Origin of the sequence: uncultured Tenacibaculum sp. (assembly GCF_947504135.1) — a bacterium.
GTDB lineage: Bacteria > Bacteroidota > Bacteroidia > Flavobacteriales > Flavobacteriaceae > Polaribacter.
On sequence record NZ_CANNGG010000001.1, the window covers coordinates 684,380 to 701,989 of the forward strand.

Genomic DNA, 17,610 nt, shown 5'->3' on the forward strand with positions numbered 1-17,610 from the left:
TTAGAGAGAAATATAACTAATAAGTTGTAGTCATATTATCATCTACACAAATAATAAAATCAGCTTTTTTACGGTTTTCTTTTTCAAGCTTGTTAATGTCCTTTTGCAAAACCGTGGTGATTGTTGCATAGTTTAAATTTAGATTTTCATTCTTCAAATACCATAAAATTCCTTCATAATAATCAGAGTGATAAGCTCCGTTATAATGCAAAAACAGATGATTAGGTAGGTGGTTTTTCAAAATGAAATGTGCCATAGTAGCATCTTTTATGGCTTGAGCCATAACCAATTTTGGAGTACCATGATCTCCCATCATCGTTAGTATTTTTTTATAGGTAGGTAATTCGCTATCAAATTTTATAGGCAAAGGAGCAATCCATGATTTTTCTGTGTCTGATAAAGCATCAAGCGCTTCAAATCCTTTTTTATACACCAAATTAGCATATCTTCTAGGAATGTTGCTTGCAACAAAGTTCAGTTTTTGGTCTTTTGCAAAATTTACAAGTGGAGCATAATCAGTTTTATAGTTCGACCATAATCTAGCCAAGGTATCTAATTGTTTGCTGTTTATACTACCGTTTACATATTGATTTAAAGGTTGTTGATTATCAGCTTCAAACATTTCAGCACCTAAAATAAGTTTTCGTGTTTTGTTAAGGTCGTTGGTCACTTCATACTGAAGCCAATGCGCAATAGGGTTATTATGAAGTTCTCCAAACAAAACAATATCATTTTTTGCTATTTTTTTAAGCATTCTGTTATAAGAAACTTTCTTTCCTTTAGCATTGTATATTTTATAAGCCCTTTTTTGAGCAACTAAGTTAAGAGCGACAAACAAGAATAGAAGTAAAAAGGTAGTCTTTTTCATATTGGTTTGTTTTAATTGACAGAATTAGAGTTCAATTTGATAACTCATATCCGTTAGTAGCTAAGTTATTTAAAATGGTAGAAATATCAAACAAAAAAAACAACCTTACTGGTTACTGAGCGTAGCCGAAGTAAGATTGCTTTTTAATTATATTAAGTTTCAGAAATAACTTATACGATTTCTACAAATAAACCTTCCGCTGTTTTTTCAACTTTAGCAAGACTGTTTTTAGTTAGTCCTTTAATAGTTTTGTCCCACTTTTTATTAGATAAACCACTTTGAGTTTTTAACTCATTTAAACCTATTCTTTCAGCTTTTTCTAATAAAGCTAATACAGCTTTTTCATCGTCGTTTAATTCAACTGTAGGAGCTTTCTTCTCAGGTTTCATTTGTGGGAAGAATAACACTTCTTGAATTGAAGGATTGTTCGTTAAATACATAATTAAACGGTCCATTCCAATTCCTAATCCAGAAGTAGGAGGCATACCATATTCTAAGGCACGTAAGAAATCTTGATCGATAAATTCACCAGCTTCATCATCACCACGAGCTGCTAATTTTAATTGTGCTTCAAAACGCTCACGCTGATCGATAGGATCGTTTAATTCAGAGTAGGCATTAGCAATTTCTTTACCACATACCATTAACTCAAAACGCTCAGTTAATTCAGGATTGTCACGGTGCTCTTTACACAACGGAGACATTTCCTTCGGGTAATCGGTAATAAAGGTTGGTTGAATGTAGTTTCCTTCACATTTCTCACCAAAAATTTCATCAATTAACTTTCCTTTACCCATCGTATCATCTACTTCGATACCCATGTCTTGAGCAGCTTTACGGATTTCATCTTCCGATTTTCCGTTGATGTCAAAACCAGTAAAGTGTTTGATAGAGTCAGCCATCGTAACACGCGCATATGGAGCTTTAAAATCTACTTTATGCTCTCCAAACGTAGCTTCGGTAGTTCCGTTCACTGCTAAAGCACAGTGCTCTAATAGTTTTTCGGTGAACTCCATCATCCAGTTGTAGTCTTTGTAAGCTACATAAATTTCCATTGCCGTAAACTCTGGGTTGTGTGTTCTGTCCATTCCTTCGTTACGGAAGTTTTTCGAAAACTCATACACACCGTCAAAACCACCAACAATCAAACGTTTTAAGTATAACTCATTTGCAATACGCATGTATAACGGAATGTCTAATGCGTTGTGATGTGTAATAAATGGCCTTGCAGCTGCACCACCTGGTATTGGTTGTAAAATTGGCGTTTCTACTTCAAAATATCCTGCATCATTAAAAAACTGACGCATCGCATTGAATAACTTAGTACGCTTTACAAAAACTTCTTTTACTTGTGGATTCACAACTAAATCAGCATAACGTTGACGGTAACGCATCTCAGGATCTGTAAATCCGTCAAAGGTATTTCCTTCAGCGTCTACTTTAGGTAATGGTAATGGCTTTAAAGACTTACTTAATAACTTAAAATCTTTTACCATCACGGTGATCTCACCAACCTGAGTTTTAAACAACTCACCTTCAATACCTACAAAATCACCTATATCTAATAACTTTTTGTATACCTCGTTGTACAAAGTTTTGTCTTCACCTATACAAATTTCATCTCTGTTAAAATATACTTGAATGCGTCCTTCACTATCTTGCAATTCAGCAAAAGAAGCTTTTCCTTGAATACGACGAGACATTAATCTACCAGCAATCACTACCTTCTTACCTTCCTTAAACTCCTGTTTAATCTGTTTGGAATTTGAATTGAATGGAAATAAATCTGCTGGATATGGATTGATACCCAGTTCACGTAATTTTGATAGTTTTTCTCTACGTACAACTTCTTGTTCTGATAATTGCATTGACTTAATTTTTAAGTAATTTTAATTTAAAGGTTCAAAGATACAATCAATTACAAAATTAGACAACGGTAGTATCACATAGATTTTATAAAAAAAGTTATTTTTTATTTGTGAGTTTCTAAAAAGAATGTATATTTGCAGGCTGTCTAATTTTAAAAGGACAGCATTTAGTTGTGTTGTTAGATACTTTAAATAGTATCATGGTTTTGTTAACCAATGGAAAGCTTCCCTTAGATGGGTTGCTTTTTTTTTGCGCTTTATTTACGTTTGTTTTGAAGCTATTTCCCGCTTTCCGCACTTGCTATCTTCGAGGAGCTCAAACAAATGCTTCAATCGGGGCTAAATAGTTAATTATGAGAATAGTCATTTCGACCGAAGAGAGAAATCTTAGAGTTATTAGTTAGAATTGAAACATAGAAGAAGTTCTTTTCTAGAAGAAAGCGGCTTTATATTCCCAGAATTTAACAAAAAACAGCACTAAGAATACCATAGAAATTGAAAACTTAATGGTTGCAGAAGCTAAAAAACCTAAAAAGGCACCAAAAGAAGCTTTAATTGCTCTGTTAGTGTCTTTGCTATCATAAATTAATTCACCAACTAAGGCACCAACAAAAGCACCTATTAAAATTCCAAAAGGAATAGGGGAGAGTAATCCAATAATTAAACCGATAGTAGTACCATATACTCCATATTTTGTACCGCCAAAACGTTTCGTTCCCATAGCAGGAATAAAATAATCAAGAATGAAGATAATCAAAGCAATTGCTAAGGTGATTCCTAAGAATGTCCAGTTTTGAGGAACGACACTCGTTAAGTGTAATAATAACAAACCTACCCAGCTAGTAATAGGGCCTGGTAATATTGGTAGAAAAGAACCAACAATTCCTAAACAAGCAAATACAAACCCAAGTATAACTAAAAATATATCCATTAACTTTTTTTATTGATAAGACGAAGATACGGAAGCTTTGTTACATTTTTACTAACTAAAAAATTAGTTTAAACTAATTTTTTAGTTATATTTGTATCGGAAATATTTCATTTAAAGTGTTATGAGTAAACAATTAACCAAAGCAGAAGAACAAATAATGCAGGTGTTATGGGAGCTAAAAATAGCTTCGGTAAAAGAAGTAATCGAAGAGTTACCCGAACCCAAACCCGCCTACAATACGGTTTCAACAATCATCAGGATTTTAGAAACTAAAGAGTTTGTAGGGCATAAGCCAAAGGGTAGAGGATATGAATATTATCCGTTGATAGAAAAATCGGAGTACAGCAATGAAAGCCTACATAAGCTTATGGATGGTTATTTTGGAGGTTCATTTAAGAGTATGGTTTCCTTTTTTATGAAAGAAAACAAAATGGATATTCAAGAGCTAGAAAGCATTTTAAAAGAAGTGAATAAACATAAAAAATAGTGTCATTTTCAATAATATACAAAGAGGTTTCTCGATAGAATTCCGATTTATTATCGGAATCACTCGAAGTGACATAAAAATAAAACATCATGATTAATTACACCATACAAGTTATACTGTTTCAGGTGCTTTTTGTAGCAGTGTACGATTTCTTTTTAAGCAAAGAAACATTTTTCACTAAAAACCGATGGTATTTGTTAGGTACAGCGGTACTTTCATTTGTATTGCCTTTGTTTAAAATTTCGACAGTTCAAAAAGTAGTGCCGCAAGAGTATTATATTTTATTGCCAGAGGTAGTGTTATCGCCTCAAAAAGTCATTGAAAAAGCAGCTTGGTATCAGTCCATTACTTATTTAGATGTGTTGTTTTGGAGTGGGTGCGTACTATTTTTAGTGGTGTTTTTAGTGAAGTTAGAACGCATTATTCAATTAGTTTTACAATACGGAGCTACCCGAAAAGGAAACTATAAACTGATATTACTTCCGAGGGAAACCAAGGCATTTTCATTTTTTAATTACATCTTTTTAGGTAATGAAATTCCGCAAGCAAAACAAGAAAAAATCATTCAACATGAGTTAGTGCATAGCGAACAGAAACACACATTAGATTTGTTGTTTTTTGAGTTTTTGAAAATAGTTATGTGGTTTAATCCTATGGTGTATGTGTATCAGAATCGTATATCGTTAGTTCATGAATATATTTCAGATGCTGTAGCAAGTAAATCTGACAAAAAAGAAAATTATATCAACCATTTACTCGCTGATATTTTTCAGGTCGAGCATATTTCATTCATTAATCAATTTTATAAACATTCATTAATCAAAAAACGAATTATTATGATGACAAAAACACAATCAAAAAAAGTAAAACAGCTAAAGTATTTGCTGCTAATTCCGCTTTTAGGAAGTATGGTTTTATATACGGCATGTTCAGGTCAAACAAGTAATGTTGAGCAGCAAAAAGAAAATTCAGTTATGTATTTAGATGAGTCAGGAATTAATAAGCGAATTTTTGAATCAAAGCAATCTTATATGGATGTGTATATGGGCGTAGAAGAACCTAAAACAAAAGAAGTGCAATTAAAAGATCTAACGAGTTTAGAGTTGTCTGAATACAATGATGTTGTAAATAGGTTTAAAGAAAAAGGTCAAGACATAGACTTAAAAGTTTATGAAGGGTTTGAGAATAAAGCTCGTAAAGTTTTATTTATGGATATGAGTGTTTCACTTAAAAAAATTAAATCTAATAAAGGAAACACAATAGAGGGAGAAGACATTCCTTTTGCTATGCTAGATAAAGCTCCAACTTTTCCTGGATGTGCAGAAGGAGATAAAGACTGTTTTCATAAAAGTGTAAGCAAGTTTGTGCAAGATAATTTTGATATGTCAATAACTAAAGACCTTGGACTTTCCGCTGGAAAAAAACGAATTTATGTGCAATTTAAAATAGGTAAAGAAGGTAAAGTAATTGATGTAAGAGGAAGAGCTCCGCATCCAACATTAAAACATTATGCTGAAGAATTGGCACAAAAATTGCCTCAAATGAAACCAGGTGAGTATAGAGGAGAGAAAGTACGAGTAGGATATACCTTACCAATTACTTTTGAGGTGAAATAAAATAAGTATCTTGGTCACAGTTAACCAATGAGCAATACCAAAAATAGAAACGTGAAAAATAAAATTTTACTTATTGTTTTTGTAGTAGGAATTATAAAAGTCGAAGCGCAAGTTTCGGCTTTTCAAACTATTGATAGTTTACTAAATAAAGGACGCTATCAAACAGCATTAACAAAGTTATATGAGTTGGATACTACTTTTCAATCAACTTCAAAAATAGCAGCTATTTATGCTTCGATAGATAACCATAAACAAGCTTCAAAATATTACGAAAAAGCATTGGAGTTGAAAGATGATTACATTACAAGAGTAAAGCTGGGAAAATCGTATCAAAAAGAGAAAAAACTAGAAAAGGCAATTGAAATTTATGAAGGAATTGTAAATGAGGATGCCGAAAATTTACTCATTAAGTATCAATTAGGGAAATTGTATACACAAACCAAGGAACCTGCAAAAGCAATTGATACTTTTAAAAATATCATTAAACAGGATAGTACAAATGCAAATTATTATTACCGATTGGGAGTTGCTTATGGAATGTTAAAAAAAAGAAATCTAAAAATAAATAGTTTTTTAGAAGCTTATAAAAATGATACAACTCATATCAAGTCTATTCACCACTTAGCATTAGCCTACACTTCATTAAGAGATAAAGATTCAGCAAACATTTTTATAAATAAAGGTTTGGTAGTGAACCCAAATCATATGAACTTAAATAAGTTGAAAATTAATAATTTATATAGAGAAGAGAAGTTTACTGAAGCCATTCAATATTTACAAAGAATAGATACTATAGCGCCCAACGAACATTACACACAGAAAATGCTAGGGCGTTGTTATTTTAATTTAAAGAAATATGACGAAGCAAAAAAGTACTTTAATAAAGCTATAAGAATTGATAGATCAGATTTTAAAGCGTATACCTATTTAGGAGACATCAATTTTGAAAAGAAAAAGTTTTATAAAGCCCAACTAGATTATATGGTGGCAACTTTTGCGGGTAAAGAGCCTCGAGATGTTGAGTACTATCAATTAGCTAGAGTGTACGAAAAATTAGGAAATCCAAAAGAAGAGGTAAAGTCTTATAAAAGAGCTTTTGAAGAGAATAGAAAAAATTATAAAGCCTTGTACCAACTAGCTAAAACTAGTGAAGATTATTATAAGGATAAACGAATAGCTTATAAATATTACAAAAATTACGTAAATCGTTTTGAACAAAAAGATTCAGTTTTAACCAAATATGCAAAAGAAAGAATAAAAGAAATTAAAAAGTACTATTTCTTACAAGGAGAGATTTTACAATAGTATTTAATTTTGTATATTCATCTTAAAATCAATAAGATGAATTCTCGTTGCCTAATCTTTTTAATTTCGATTTTGTTAGCTACTTCTTGTGATTTTTTTTCGTACTCTAAAACAGATAAGTTACAAGCTGTCGATACGATTGTAGATTTTACCAGAGTAGATGTTTCGCCTGCTTTTAGTAAGTGTAAAAACCTTTTAGATGCAGCAAAAGCGAATTGTTTTAGAGAAGAAATTCATACAAGGGTTGCTAACAGCTTACAAGAACATCAGTTTGTAACAGATATAGGAATAGACGAAGAGGTAGTAATCGATGTGCTAATCGATGCAGAAGGAAAATGTAGGCTGAAAAATATTACAGCTTCAGAAACAATTACCGAAGAGCTTCCAGAATTAGAAAATCTTATAAAATCGGCTATTGAAAAGTTGCCACAAATACAACCAGCAACAAAAAGAGGTATTCCTGTAGTTACGCAATATCACTTGCCGTTAAAAATTCAAACAAAATAAGCTTAGAGTTTTAACAACTCTTCTACAAAACTACGTTCGTTAGATAATCTCGGAACTTTGTGTTGACCACCTAATTTCCCTTTTTCTTTCATCCAATCGTAAAATAAACCTTTACGAGCTTGATGCACTTTTGGCATTGCCAAGGTCATATTGTTATAACGTTTAGCCTCGTAGTCAGAGTTACAATTTTTTAGAGCGTTATCTAGCATTTCAGTAAAGAAGGCAAGATTTTTAGGAGGCTTTTCAAACTCTATAATCCATTCATGTGCTCCATTTTCTTTTCCGTTCATAAAAACAGGGCCAACTGTATATTCTTTTATTTCACTATTGGTTTTATCACTGGCAGCTTTTAATGCTTCTTCGGCATTTTCAATAATTAATTCCTCTCCAAAAACGTTGATATGATGTTTGGTACGTCCAGTAATTTTTATACGATAAGGATCGGTTGAGGTAAATTTAACCGTATCTCCAATTAAATAACGCCATAAACCACCATTGGTAGTTATTACAACAGCATAGTTAACATCTTTCTTTACTTCGTAAAGAGGAATTGCGTTGGAGTTTTCACCATCGTATTGATCCATAGGAATGAACTCGTAGAAAATTCCGTAATCTAACATCAATAACATTTCTTCAGAATTGTTTCGGTCTTGAATAGCGAAGAACCCTTCAGAGGCGTTGTAGGTTTCATAGTATTTAAAATCGTCTTTCGGAATCAATTTTTTGTACTGTTCACGATATGGGTTAAAGTTGATTCCTCCGTGAAAGTACACTTCTAAATTAGGCCAAACCTCTAAGATGTTATCCTTTCCAGTTTTTTCTAAAACTTTGTTTAGTAAAACTAGCATCCAAGAAGGAACTCCAACCAAACTGGTAATGTTTTCGTGAATGGTTTCGTTGATAATGGCTTCCATTTTCGTTTCCCATTCGCTCATCAATGCTGTTTCTTGTTTAGGCGCAGAGCTGAAATCTGCCCAAAAAGGCATGTTTTCAATAATAATAGCAGAAAGATCTCCGAAATAAGAGTTATTGTCTTCATATACAGCAGAGCTTCCGCCTAAGCGAAGTCCTTTTCCTGTAAATAACTTAGCATCTTCGTTGTTGTTAATATACAGGCACAACATGTCTTTTCCTGCCTTAAAATGGCAATATTCAATAGCTTCATCACTTACAGGAATAAACTTACTTTTTGCGTTGGTAGTACCGCTAGATTTTGCAAACCAACGTATAGGTGTAGGCCAAAATAAATTTTGCTCTCCTTTTCTACAACGCTCAATAAGTGGTTCAATACTTTCATAACGTTGAATGGGAACGTTGTTGGCAAAGTCAGTATAACTTTTAATTGAAGAAAAGTTTTGTTGTTTCCCAAATTCAGTGTTTTTAGCAGCAGTTACAAGCTTTAGTAGTAGCTCGTTTTGAACATCAATAGGATACTTTAAAAACAACTCTACTTGATGTTTACGCTTTTTTAAGAACCAAGAGATGATTGAATTTATAAATGGAAACGTCATAGATTAACTATTAATTCAATTTTTTTACTGTAAGTTTGTGAAGCTAAAAGTAATAAAATTTAAGACATGCAATACCAAGGAGTTTTAAAAAAAATGCCTACCGAGAACCTAACGACTGTTCAGTATTATTTGGAGATGCCATCTGGTTATTTGAATATGAATCAGTTATTGAACAGAGAAATGTCTTTAAGCTTTGTTACTTATGAGTGTTTAAACTGTCATTTAGAAAAGAAAATTTACCGTCAAGGTTTTTGTAAGAGTTGTTTTTTTGAAATACCTACTGCTGGTGATTGGATTATGCGCCCTGAATTGAGTAAAGCGCACCTAGGAGAAGAAGATAGAGACTTAGAGTATGAGAAAAAAGTGCAGTTGCAACCACATATTGTGTACTTGGCAAATTCAAGCAATGTAAAAGTTGGAGTAACGAGAAAACAACAAGTACCAACTCGTTGGATTGATCAAGGAGCACATGAAGCTATTGAAATAGTTGAGGTGCCAAATCGATATTTAGCAGGAATAACAGAAGTTGCTTTAAAAGAACACGTAGCAGATAAGACCAATTGGAGAACGATGCTGAAAAACGACATTAAGGATGAAAATTTAGTGGAGTGGAGAGAGCGCTTACAAGAGTTTATTCCTGAAGAAGCAAAAGAATATTATATAGCTACGAATACGGAAACAAATATTCAATTTCCTGTAGAGAAATATCCAAAAAAGCCTAAGAGTTTAAACTTAGAGAAAGATGAAAACTACACAGGTAAGTTGGTTGGAATAAAAGGACAATACCTAATTTTTGAAGACGAAACAGTTTTTAATGTTCGCTCTAATGAAGGGTTAGTTGTGAAGATTGAGTTGCTATAGTAAATCGATTTCTCGTTGAATATTTTCACGAGCAGCTTTTTCAAATTTTTGATGGAAGTATTCAGTTTTAAATATATTATCCATGGTTAAAAAATGTTTCAGTGCTTTTTTTCGACCAGAATTGTAAACTAAGTTGGGATACACAGCGTACTCTTTTCGCACATTTTTATAGTATTGCTCGTATGTTTCCCAATTTGAGCCTAAAATAGATAAGTCAGCATCGGTAAAATAATTGGTATCAGTATCTTCTGATACTTTATGATGTTTGGTAGCTAAAATTTGATTTTCACACCTTTTAATAATTTCTTTAGGTACAGAGAGTAGTTGCATTCTTTCTATAGCGAATTCAGTACTCTTTTCTTCATTGTTACTTTTAAGGGAATTGTAGATTACATCGTGATAGAAAAGTGTAAATAAAATAGTATTCCAAGAGCTAATTTCTGTTTTCACTTGAGATAATTGAAAAAGTAAATTTTCAAGATGAACTAAAGTGTGATAGTATCGTTTTTTGTCAGTGTGGTTTTTAACAACCTCTTCCCAAAGAGTTAGGTGCAGTACTTTGTCATCAGAATAATTAGCGGCTAAACCTAGAAAAGTATTTTTTAGCATAGGAAATAAAATAATGAGATAAAAAAAACGGGGATATCCCCGTTTTTTAATTTTTTATAGCAACATGGTTGTTGTTCATTTTTAATTCGCTTAGTACGTTTAGCGCTTCATTGATGTAAATGTCTTTTTGTAAGTTTTTATGCCAAGCAACACGTTTTTCCTCTAAAACAGTGTCTTTTTTAAATAAGTTTAATTCGTATTTGGGTGATTTAAACGTTAAATGAGAATCGAACTTGAAGATATCTTTATATTGTTCACCTTCTTTAACCTTAGCTTCACTTTCCTTTTTAAAAGTATCGTAATTTAATGAGTATACTCTTTCGTCTTGGTTTTTCTTTAACCACTTAGCGTACTCGTTTATTTTATTAAACTTTTCATCACTCATTACACGTTGCTTACTGTTGTATACAACATCAGCAAAGTTACTATAGGTATTGGTAGTTGTATACTTAGCTTGCTTTACTTTATCCCATGGTAAAGCTCCTTCTAAATCACGTTCGCCAAAGTCCATATAACTGTATCTACTAGGTAATGAAATATCAGAGTAAACACCTTCAATTTGTGTAGAGCCACCGTTGATTCTATAAAACTTTTGAATGGTCATTTTTAAAGCTCCTAAGTCATCAGGATATTGCTCATAAAAACGATTGATAGGTAATACGTTTTGTACGGTTCCTTTACCGTAAGTTTGTTTACCACCAATAATAACTCCACGTTTATAATCTTGCATTGCTGCAGCAAAAATTTCTGAAGCAGAAGCAGAGAATTCATTTACCATTACTACCAAAGGTCCTTCCCATTGAATTTTTGGGTCAGTATCAACTTTTACTAAAGGATCTTCACCACGATATTTTACTTGAACAATTGGTCCCTTGTTAATGAATAAACCACCAATTTCAATTGCTGTTTTTAACGAACCACCTCCGTTATCACGTAAGTCAACGATTAAACCTTCAACATTTTCTTTCTTTAAACGCTCAATTTCTTGCTCCATGTCTTTTGCAGCATCTCTTCTGCTTAAGTCGTTGAAATCAATATAAAATCTCGGAAGATTTATAATTCCATATTTTTTACCGTTTTTTTCAACAATACTTGATTTTACAAAAGTTTCTTCAAGTTCTACAACGTCTCTAATAATTGGAATAATTTTAATAGAACCATCAATTTTTTTCTTAACGGTTAAACGTACCTCAGTTCCTTTTTTACCTTTGATAAATTTAATAGCATCATCTAAACGCATTCCTACGATATCTACAGGCTCTTCGTTTCCTTGAGCTACTTTTAAAATGATGTCATCAGTTTCTAACTCACCTTGTTTCCATGCTGGGCCTCCAGAAATTAATTCAACAATGTGGGTGTAAATTCCTTTTTTCTGTAAACGAGCGCCAATACCTTCAAGTTTACCAGACATTTCTTGATCGAAACGTGTTTTAATTCTAGGAGACATGTAAGTTGTATGTGGGTCAAAACCACTTACAACACTATTCAAGAAAGTAGAGTACCAGTCAGAGTTTTCCAATTCTCCAATACGCATGTACAAATCGTTCATGTTTTTTAATACTTTTTTTCTAGCTTCAACTTCTAACTCTTTAAAAGATTTCTTTTTGAAGTTTTTATCTTTTTTTGCTTTTTCGTTTTGTTGCGCTTCAGCATCTTCGATATTACTTAAAATAGATAATTTTAATTGTTTTCTCCAATAGTCGGTTAATTCAGTTTCGTTTTTAGCAAACGGAATCTTATCGTAATCAATATCAATTACCTCATTTTTTTTGTAGTTAAAAGGTTGTTTTAATAAAGCGCGATAATTTGCTTTTCCTGATTCCATTTTTTCAAGAAAACGACTATAAACTAGTTTGTAAAAATCAATATTAGATTCTCTTAGTTGATTATCTATTTGATATTTATATTGAGAAAATTCTTTTAAATCTTCTTGAGTAAAATAGCGTTTACTTGGATCTAAGCCATCAATGAAAGTAGTATATACGTGTTCAGAAAAATCATCATTTAAATCTTTTTGAACATAATGGTAACGACTTAAAATGTTTTTTAAAACGTATATAATAACTCTATCTTTTTCTGGATCCTTATTAGGAAGTGTGTTCGAGCTAACAGAGTTCGAAAACAATAATGTGATTGTTAAAAATGGGATAAAAAACTTCGTCTTCATAAAACCTTCTGTCTTTAAATTTGTGTTGAGTAGTTTAGTTGTGTTGCTAAGCTACTAAAATAATGCCAATTTTTTAAGTTTTGTTGCTTTTTATAAAAACAGCAATCCAATTTCATATTCTTTATTTTACCCTTTAGATCTATTTAAGCATGTAATGTTACTATTTCTCTAAATATACTTAGATAATATATCTTATGTTAGATTGAAATAATAGCGCAAAAAGCCGAAATAATAAAAACGGTAAGGTGAACAATAATTCGTATCATGACGCTTGTGTTTGATTACCACAATTTTACGCATAAATACAACCAATCTGTCTTTACAAAATGTTAAAAAAAGAATCCTTTTTTTATGTTACATTTGTTGTAAAACTTAGATACTATGCAAGACAGACCTTTAATTTTGGTTACGAATGATGATGGAATTACTGCTCCGGGTATTCGAATGTTGATTGAAATCATGAATAAAATAGGAGATGTAGTAGTAGTAGCTCCTGATAGTCCGCAAAGTGGAATGGGACACGCAATTACGGTGAATAATGTGTTGCATTGTAATCCAATTACTATAGATGAAGGTCCGCAAATAGAATATAGTTGTTCTGGTACTCCAGCCGATTGTGTTAAAATGGCAAAGAACGAAATATTAAATCGTACACCTGATTTATGCGTTTCTGGAATTAACCACGGATCTAATTCATCGATCAATGTAATTTATTCAGGAACGATGAGTGCTGCGGTTGAAGCAGGTATTGAAGGAATTCCAGCCATCGGTTTTTCATTGTTAGATTTTGATTGGCATGCCGATTTTAGAGCTGCACGTAAGTTTATAGAAAAAATAGCGTTAAATGTGTTGTTAAATGGCTTGCCTGATGGAGTTATTTTAAATGTAAATATTCCGAAGTTAAAAGAGAAAGATATTAAAGGAGTTCGTATTTGTAGACAAGCAAACGGATATTGGAAAGAAACATTTGATAAGCGTAAAAGTCCGTTTGGGAAGGAATATTATTGGTTGTCAGGAGAGTTCGTAAACAGAGATAAAGGACAAGACACCGATATTTGGGCGTTAGAAAATGGTTATATTTCTGTAGTGCCTGTTCAGTTTGATATGACAGCGCATCACGCAATTCAAAAATTACATACATGGGACATATAAAGAAAGAAATAGCCATAGGGATTTTAGTGTCGTTGTTGGCAACAGCATGTGGTTTTTTTGTGTATTTACAATACATTTCACAATCAGACTTATCTGAAACACTAAGTAAAATAAAAGAAGGAGGTATGTTAGGGTCAGTAATAGCATTATCGGCAATACCTAATTTATTTGTGTTTTGGGTATTTTTAAAGAAGAAGCAAGATTATAGAGCAAGAGGAGTGTTGATAACTACCATTGCAGTAGCGTTATTAACCGCAATTTTAAAATTTTTCTAATTTTAGTAAATGAAGTATTACATTCTTGTAGGAGAAGCTTCGGGTGATTTACACGGAGCAAACTTAATGAAGGCGTTGTTGAAACAAGACCCAGAAGCAGAGATTCGTTTTTGGGGTGGAGATTTGATGCAAGAAGTAGGAGGTACGTTGGTAAAACATTACAAAGAGCGTGCTTTTATGGGGTTTGTTGAGGTGTTGATGAACTTACGTAAGATTTTAGGTATGATTTCTTTCTGTAAAAAAGACATTGCTCAATTCAATCCTGATGTACTTATTTTTATAGACAATTCTGGTTTTAACCTTCGTATCGCTAAATGGGCAAAGCAACAAGGTTTTAGAACTAATTATTATATTTCTCCGCAAGTTTGGGCAAGTAGAGCAGGTAGAGTAAAAGATATTAAACGCGATATTGATGAAATGTTTGTGATTCTTCCGTTTGAAAAAGAGTTTTACAAGAAGTACGGATATAATGTGCACTTTGTAGGGCATCCTTTAATTGATGGAATTGCTGGTAGAAAGCAGGTGTCGATTGAAGAATTTAGAAAAGAACACGATTTAGGCTATAAAGAAATTATAGCATTATTACCAGGAAGTAGAAAACAGGAAATAACCAAAATGCTATCGGTAATGTTATCGTTGGTAGATGATTTTCCTAAGTATCAATTTGTGGTGGCGGGTGCTCCGAGTCAGTCGTATGAGTTTTATCAAGAAATTATTGGAGCTGCAAATGTGAAATTCATCAATAATAAAACCTACGATTTATTAAGTGTTTCGCATGCCGCTTTGGTAGCATCAGGAACCGCAACTTTAGAAGCAGCGTTATTTAAAGTTCCGCAGGTAGTGTGTTATAAAGGAAGCAATATATCGTACCAAATAGCAAAACGAATTATTACCTTAAGTTATATATCACTAGTCAATTTGATTATGGATAGAGAAGTGGTAAAAGAATTGATTCAAAATGATTTTACGAAAGAAAACTTAAAGTATGAGTTAGAGCGTATTCTTGAAGCAGAACATCGTCAGCAATTATTTTTATCGTACTTTGACTTAGAGCAAAAATTAGGAGGTAAAGGAGCCTCAGCTAAAGCAGCAAAATTAATTGTTGATGGAGTAAAAAAATAAAACACCTATGATTAAAAAAATCCTCTTTCTATGTACACTGTCGTTTTTCATGATTTCTTGTGGATCATCAAAAAATGTAAGTGGGGCTTACCAAAAAACAGCGTCAACGATTACTCCTAAACAGGTTGAAAAGGCAAATACAAACTTTAACGATAATATAACAGCAGAAGAAGTAACTGTAGCCGATAAAATTATTTGGACAGCAGTTACCTATAAGGGAGTACCATACCGCTTTGGTGGAATGACAAAAAAAGGAATGGATTGCTCTGGATTAATCTTTACGTCGTTTAAACAAAGAGATATGCCAATTGCTAGAAGTTCTCGCGAAATGTATAGACAAGGAAAGAGAATTGCATTGCGAGAAGTACAACGGGGTGATTTATTGTTTTTTAAAACAAAAGGAAGAAGAGGATCTATAAATCATGTGGGATTAGTAACTTCTGTAAATAATGGAGATGTTCGATTTATTCACTCTACTACTTCGAGAGGTGTTATTGTAACGTCACTACATGAAAATTACTGGAAACGTGCTTTTATTGAAGCTAAAAGGGTGTTGTAACTTTAAAAAAATAAACTACATCCGAATCTGCCGTAATTGCGTTTTATATTGTTATGAGCTTTTTTGTCTCCAAAAACTTTCATTCCAGTTTTTATATAATCTATTTGTGTCTAATTTTTCAAAATCATAATTTACAGTTACTATTTTGAGTTTACTTAATAATTCAAAAATATTATCAGCTAAACACTTGAATTCATAGGAATCAATAGCATAGTAAATTTTGTCAAGATTATCTTGTTTCATTCCAACAAATAAAGATCCTCCATGACTATGAAAACTTATAGGCATTAAGTCAAAATTTTTTACATATGATTTTTGGTTTTCATATTTCAATAAATCTTCTAAATCTATAAATGATTCAAACCCTAATTCATCATCTTCAATTACATAATTTTCTTTTTGATGAGAAGAGAATATGTAGGTCATGAAATCCTTTTCAGTATTATCGGATTCGTCTAAACAATTTGTGAATCCAAAATATGGCTTAAATACAGAAACAAACGGCTAAATAATAATAAATTTTTCATAGTTGTTTTTTAATTGCACACAAAGTAATTAAAGATATAAGTTGGTTTTAACGACTTATATCCATCTATAGCGGAGTTAATAGTTTAAAATTAAGAATCAAACAAAAAAGCAACCTCACTGAGATTGCTTTTTTAAATTTTATTTGTAAAGATGAATTAATTCAACATTTGCCACAATTTATCCTTGAGCTCCATTAAGCCTTGTTGAGCTACAGATGAAATAAATAACGCTTCAATGCCTTCTGGTAATTCTTGTTTAATTTCTTCTTTTAATTCGTCGTCTAGCATATCTGATTTTGATATAGCTAACAAACGATCTTTATCCAATAATTCAGGATTGTGTTTGCGAAGCTCATTCAATAAAATTTCATACTCCTTTTTTATATCCTCGCTATCAGCAGGAATTAAAAAGAGTAGGGTAGAGTTACGTTCTATATGACGTAAAAAGTGATGCCCTAAACCTTTTCCTTCAGCAGCTCCTTCAATAATCCCAGGAATATCTGCCATTACAAAACTTTGATGATTACGATATTCCACAATACCCAAATTAGGTTTTAGGGTTGTAAATGCATAATCAGCGATTTTCGGTTTGGCGGCGGTAATTACTGATAATAACGTTGATTTTCCTGCATTAGGGAAACCAACCAAACCAACATCGGCTAAAACTTTTAACTCAATACGATACCACCCTTCTTGTCCGTCAATACCTGGCTGTGCATAACGAGGAGTTTGGTTTGTAGATGACTTAAAATGCCAGTTACCACGACCACCTTTACCACCTTCTAATAAAATGATTTCTTGTCCGTCCTCAATAACTTCATGTAAAATTTCGTCAGTATCAGCATCACGGATAATAGTTCCTAATGGAACAGGAATTATCACATCGGTACCATCATGACCTGTACTACGACTAGCACTACCATCACCACCATGTTCAGCTCTAAAATGACGTTTAAATTTTAAATGGAAAAGTGTCCACATATTTTTATCGCCACGTAAAATTACGTGTCCACCACGACCACCATCACCACCATCAGGACCACCTTTGGTGATATACTTTTCGCGATGTAAGTGAGCAGATCCACGACCACCTTTACCAGATGATGCGTAGATTTTTATATAGTCGACAAAATTTCCTTCAGTCATTGTTTTGTTTTTTGTTGTTTAATTGTTGAATCGTTTAGTTGTGTATTTCAACAATTCTGTCAATTCGAGTGAATTTTACGATTGAAAAGAGTAAAATTT

Annotated in this window: 17 protein-coding genes; 9 read left to right on the plus strand and 8 right to left on the minus strand. The window is 32.5% G+C overall.

Annotated features, from left to right (window positions below; all coding sequences use genetic code 11):
* Positions 1-16 precede the first annotated feature (16 nt).
* The 3 genes from Q0663_RS03250 to Q0663_RS03260 form a co-directional block, all read right to left on the minus strand.
* A complete protein-coding gene (locus Q0663_RS03250) occupies positions 17-868 on the minus strand; it encodes a ChaN family lipoprotein (protein WP_299006238.1) in 852 nt (283 codons plus the stop codon).
* A gap of 170 nt (positions 869-1,038) precedes the next feature.
* Complete coding sequence (gene lysS / locus Q0663_RS03255) at positions 1,039-2,736, minus strand: lysine--tRNA ligase (RefSeq protein WP_299006240.1); 1,698 nt, start codon at positions 2,734-2,736, stop codon at positions 1,039-1,041.
* A gap of 430 nt (positions 2,737-3,166) precedes the next feature.
* On the minus strand, positions 3,167-3,667 hold the full coding sequence (locus Q0663_RS03260; RefSeq protein ID WP_299006243.1) for a DUF456 domain-containing protein: 501 nt from the start codon (positions 3,665-3,667) through the stop codon (positions 3,167-3,169).
* Between the two features lie 121 nt (positions 3,668-3,788).
* Here Q0663_RS03260 and Q0663_RS03265 point away from each other — a divergent pair, with 121 nt between their 5' ends.
* From Q0663_RS03265 to Q0663_RS03280, 4 genes are all read left to right on the plus strand, one after another.
* Complete coding sequence (locus Q0663_RS03265; protein WP_299006245.1) at positions 3,789-4,154, plus strand: BlaI/MecI/CopY family transcriptional regulator; 366 nt, start codon at positions 3,789-3,791, stop codon at positions 4,152-4,154.
* Positions 4,155-4,243: 89 nt separating this feature from the next.
* Positions 4,244-5,770 (plus strand): M56 family metallopeptidase, encoded by a 1,527-nt coding sequence (locus Q0663_RS03270; RefSeq protein ID WP_299006247.1) that lies wholly within the window; start codon positions 4,244-4,246, stop codon positions 5,768-5,770.
* Between the two features lie 51 nt (positions 5,771-5,821).
* The gene (locus tag Q0663_RS03275; protein WP_299006249.1) at positions 5,822-7,075 is read left to right on the plus strand and encodes a tetratricopeptide repeat protein; all 1,254 of its coding nucleotides are present in this window, start codon (positions 5,822-5,824) and stop codon (positions 7,073-7,075) included.
* Between the two features lie 36 nt (positions 7,076-7,111).
* A complete protein-coding gene (locus tag Q0663_RS03280; protein WP_299006251.1) occupies positions 7,112-7,582 on the plus strand; it encodes a hypothetical protein in 471 nt (156 codons plus the stop codon).
* 2 nt (positions 7,583-7,584) lie between these two features.
* On the opposite strand, the gene Q0663_RS03285 is transcribed toward Q0663_RS03280, so the two are convergent.
* Positions 7,585-9,093: a GH3 auxin-responsive promoter family protein gene (locus Q0663_RS03285; RefSeq protein ID WP_299006253.1), complete on the minus strand. Its 1,509-nt coding sequence runs from the start codon at positions 9,091-9,093 to the stop codon at positions 7,585-7,587.
* 66 nt (positions 9,094-9,159) lie between these two features.
* Here Q0663_RS03285 and Q0663_RS03290 point away from each other — a divergent pair, with 66 nt between their 5' ends.
* Positions 9,160-9,954, plus strand: a complete 795-nt coding sequence (locus Q0663_RS03290) for a DUF2797 domain-containing protein (protein WP_299006257.1) — start codon at positions 9,160-9,162, stop codon at positions 9,952-9,954.
* Here the strand turns inward: Q0663_RS03290 and Q0663_RS03295 are convergent.
* The gene (locus Q0663_RS03295) at positions 9,949-10,563 is read right to left on the minus strand and encodes a hypothetical protein (RefSeq protein WP_299006260.1); all 615 of its coding nucleotides are present in this window, start codon (positions 10,561-10,563) and stop codon (positions 9,949-9,951) included. The genes Q0663_RS03290 and Q0663_RS03295 overlap by 6 nt on opposite strands.
* Positions 10,564-10,609: 46 nt before the next feature.
* Positions 10,610-12,730 (minus strand): carboxy terminal-processing peptidase, encoded by a 2,121-nt coding sequence (locus Q0663_RS03300; RefSeq protein WP_299006262.1) that lies wholly within the window; start codon positions 12,728-12,730, stop codon positions 10,610-10,612.
* Positions 12,731-13,111: 381 nt separating this feature from the next.
* Here Q0663_RS03300 and surE point away from each other — a divergent pair, with 381 nt between their 5' ends.
* The 4 genes from surE to Q0663_RS03320 are packed head-to-tail and all read left to right on the plus strand — an operon-like array spanning position 13,112 to position 15,838.
* Complete coding sequence (surE, locus tag Q0663_RS03305) at positions 13,112-13,882, plus strand: 5'/3'-nucleotidase SurE (RefSeq protein WP_120185539.1); 771 nt, start codon at positions 13,112-13,114, stop codon at positions 13,880-13,882.
* On the plus strand, positions 13,870-14,157 hold the full coding sequence (locus Q0663_RS03310) for a hypothetical protein (protein WP_299006267.1): 288 nt from the start codon (positions 13,870-13,872) through the stop codon (positions 14,155-14,157). Before surE ends, Q0663_RS03310 begins: the two co-directional genes overlap by 13 nt.
* Positions 14,158-14,166: 9 nt before the next feature.
* Positions 14,167-15,279: a lipid-A-disaccharide synthase gene (gene lpxB, locus Q0663_RS03315; protein ID WP_299006269.1), complete on the plus strand. Its 1,113-nt coding sequence runs from the start codon at positions 14,167-14,169 to the stop codon at positions 15,277-15,279.
* A 49-nt stretch (positions 15,280-15,328) separates the two neighbouring features.
* The gene (locus tag Q0663_RS03320; protein WP_299006272.1) at positions 15,329-15,838 is read left to right on the plus strand and encodes a C40 family peptidase; all 510 of its coding nucleotides are present in this window, start codon (positions 15,329-15,331) and stop codon (positions 15,836-15,838) included.
* Positions 15,839-15,889: 51 nt separating this feature from the next.
* Here Q0663_RS03320 and Q0663_RS03325 read toward each other — a convergent pair whose 3' ends face one another.
* Together Q0663_RS03325 and obgE are read right to left on the minus strand one after the other, a co-directional pair.
* On the minus strand, positions 15,890-16,264 hold the full coding sequence (locus tag Q0663_RS03325; RefSeq protein WP_299006274.1) for a hypothetical protein: 375 nt from the start codon (positions 16,262-16,264) through the stop codon (positions 15,890-15,892).
* A gap of 257 nt (positions 16,265-16,521) precedes the next feature.
* Positions 16,522-17,511 carry a GTPase ObgE gene (gene obgE / locus Q0663_RS03330; RefSeq protein WP_299006276.1) on the minus strand — a complete coding sequence of 330 codons (990 nt, stop codon included), beginning with the start codon at positions 17,509-17,511 and terminating at the stop codon, positions 16,522-16,524.
* Positions 17,512-17,610 lie beyond the last annotated feature (99 nt).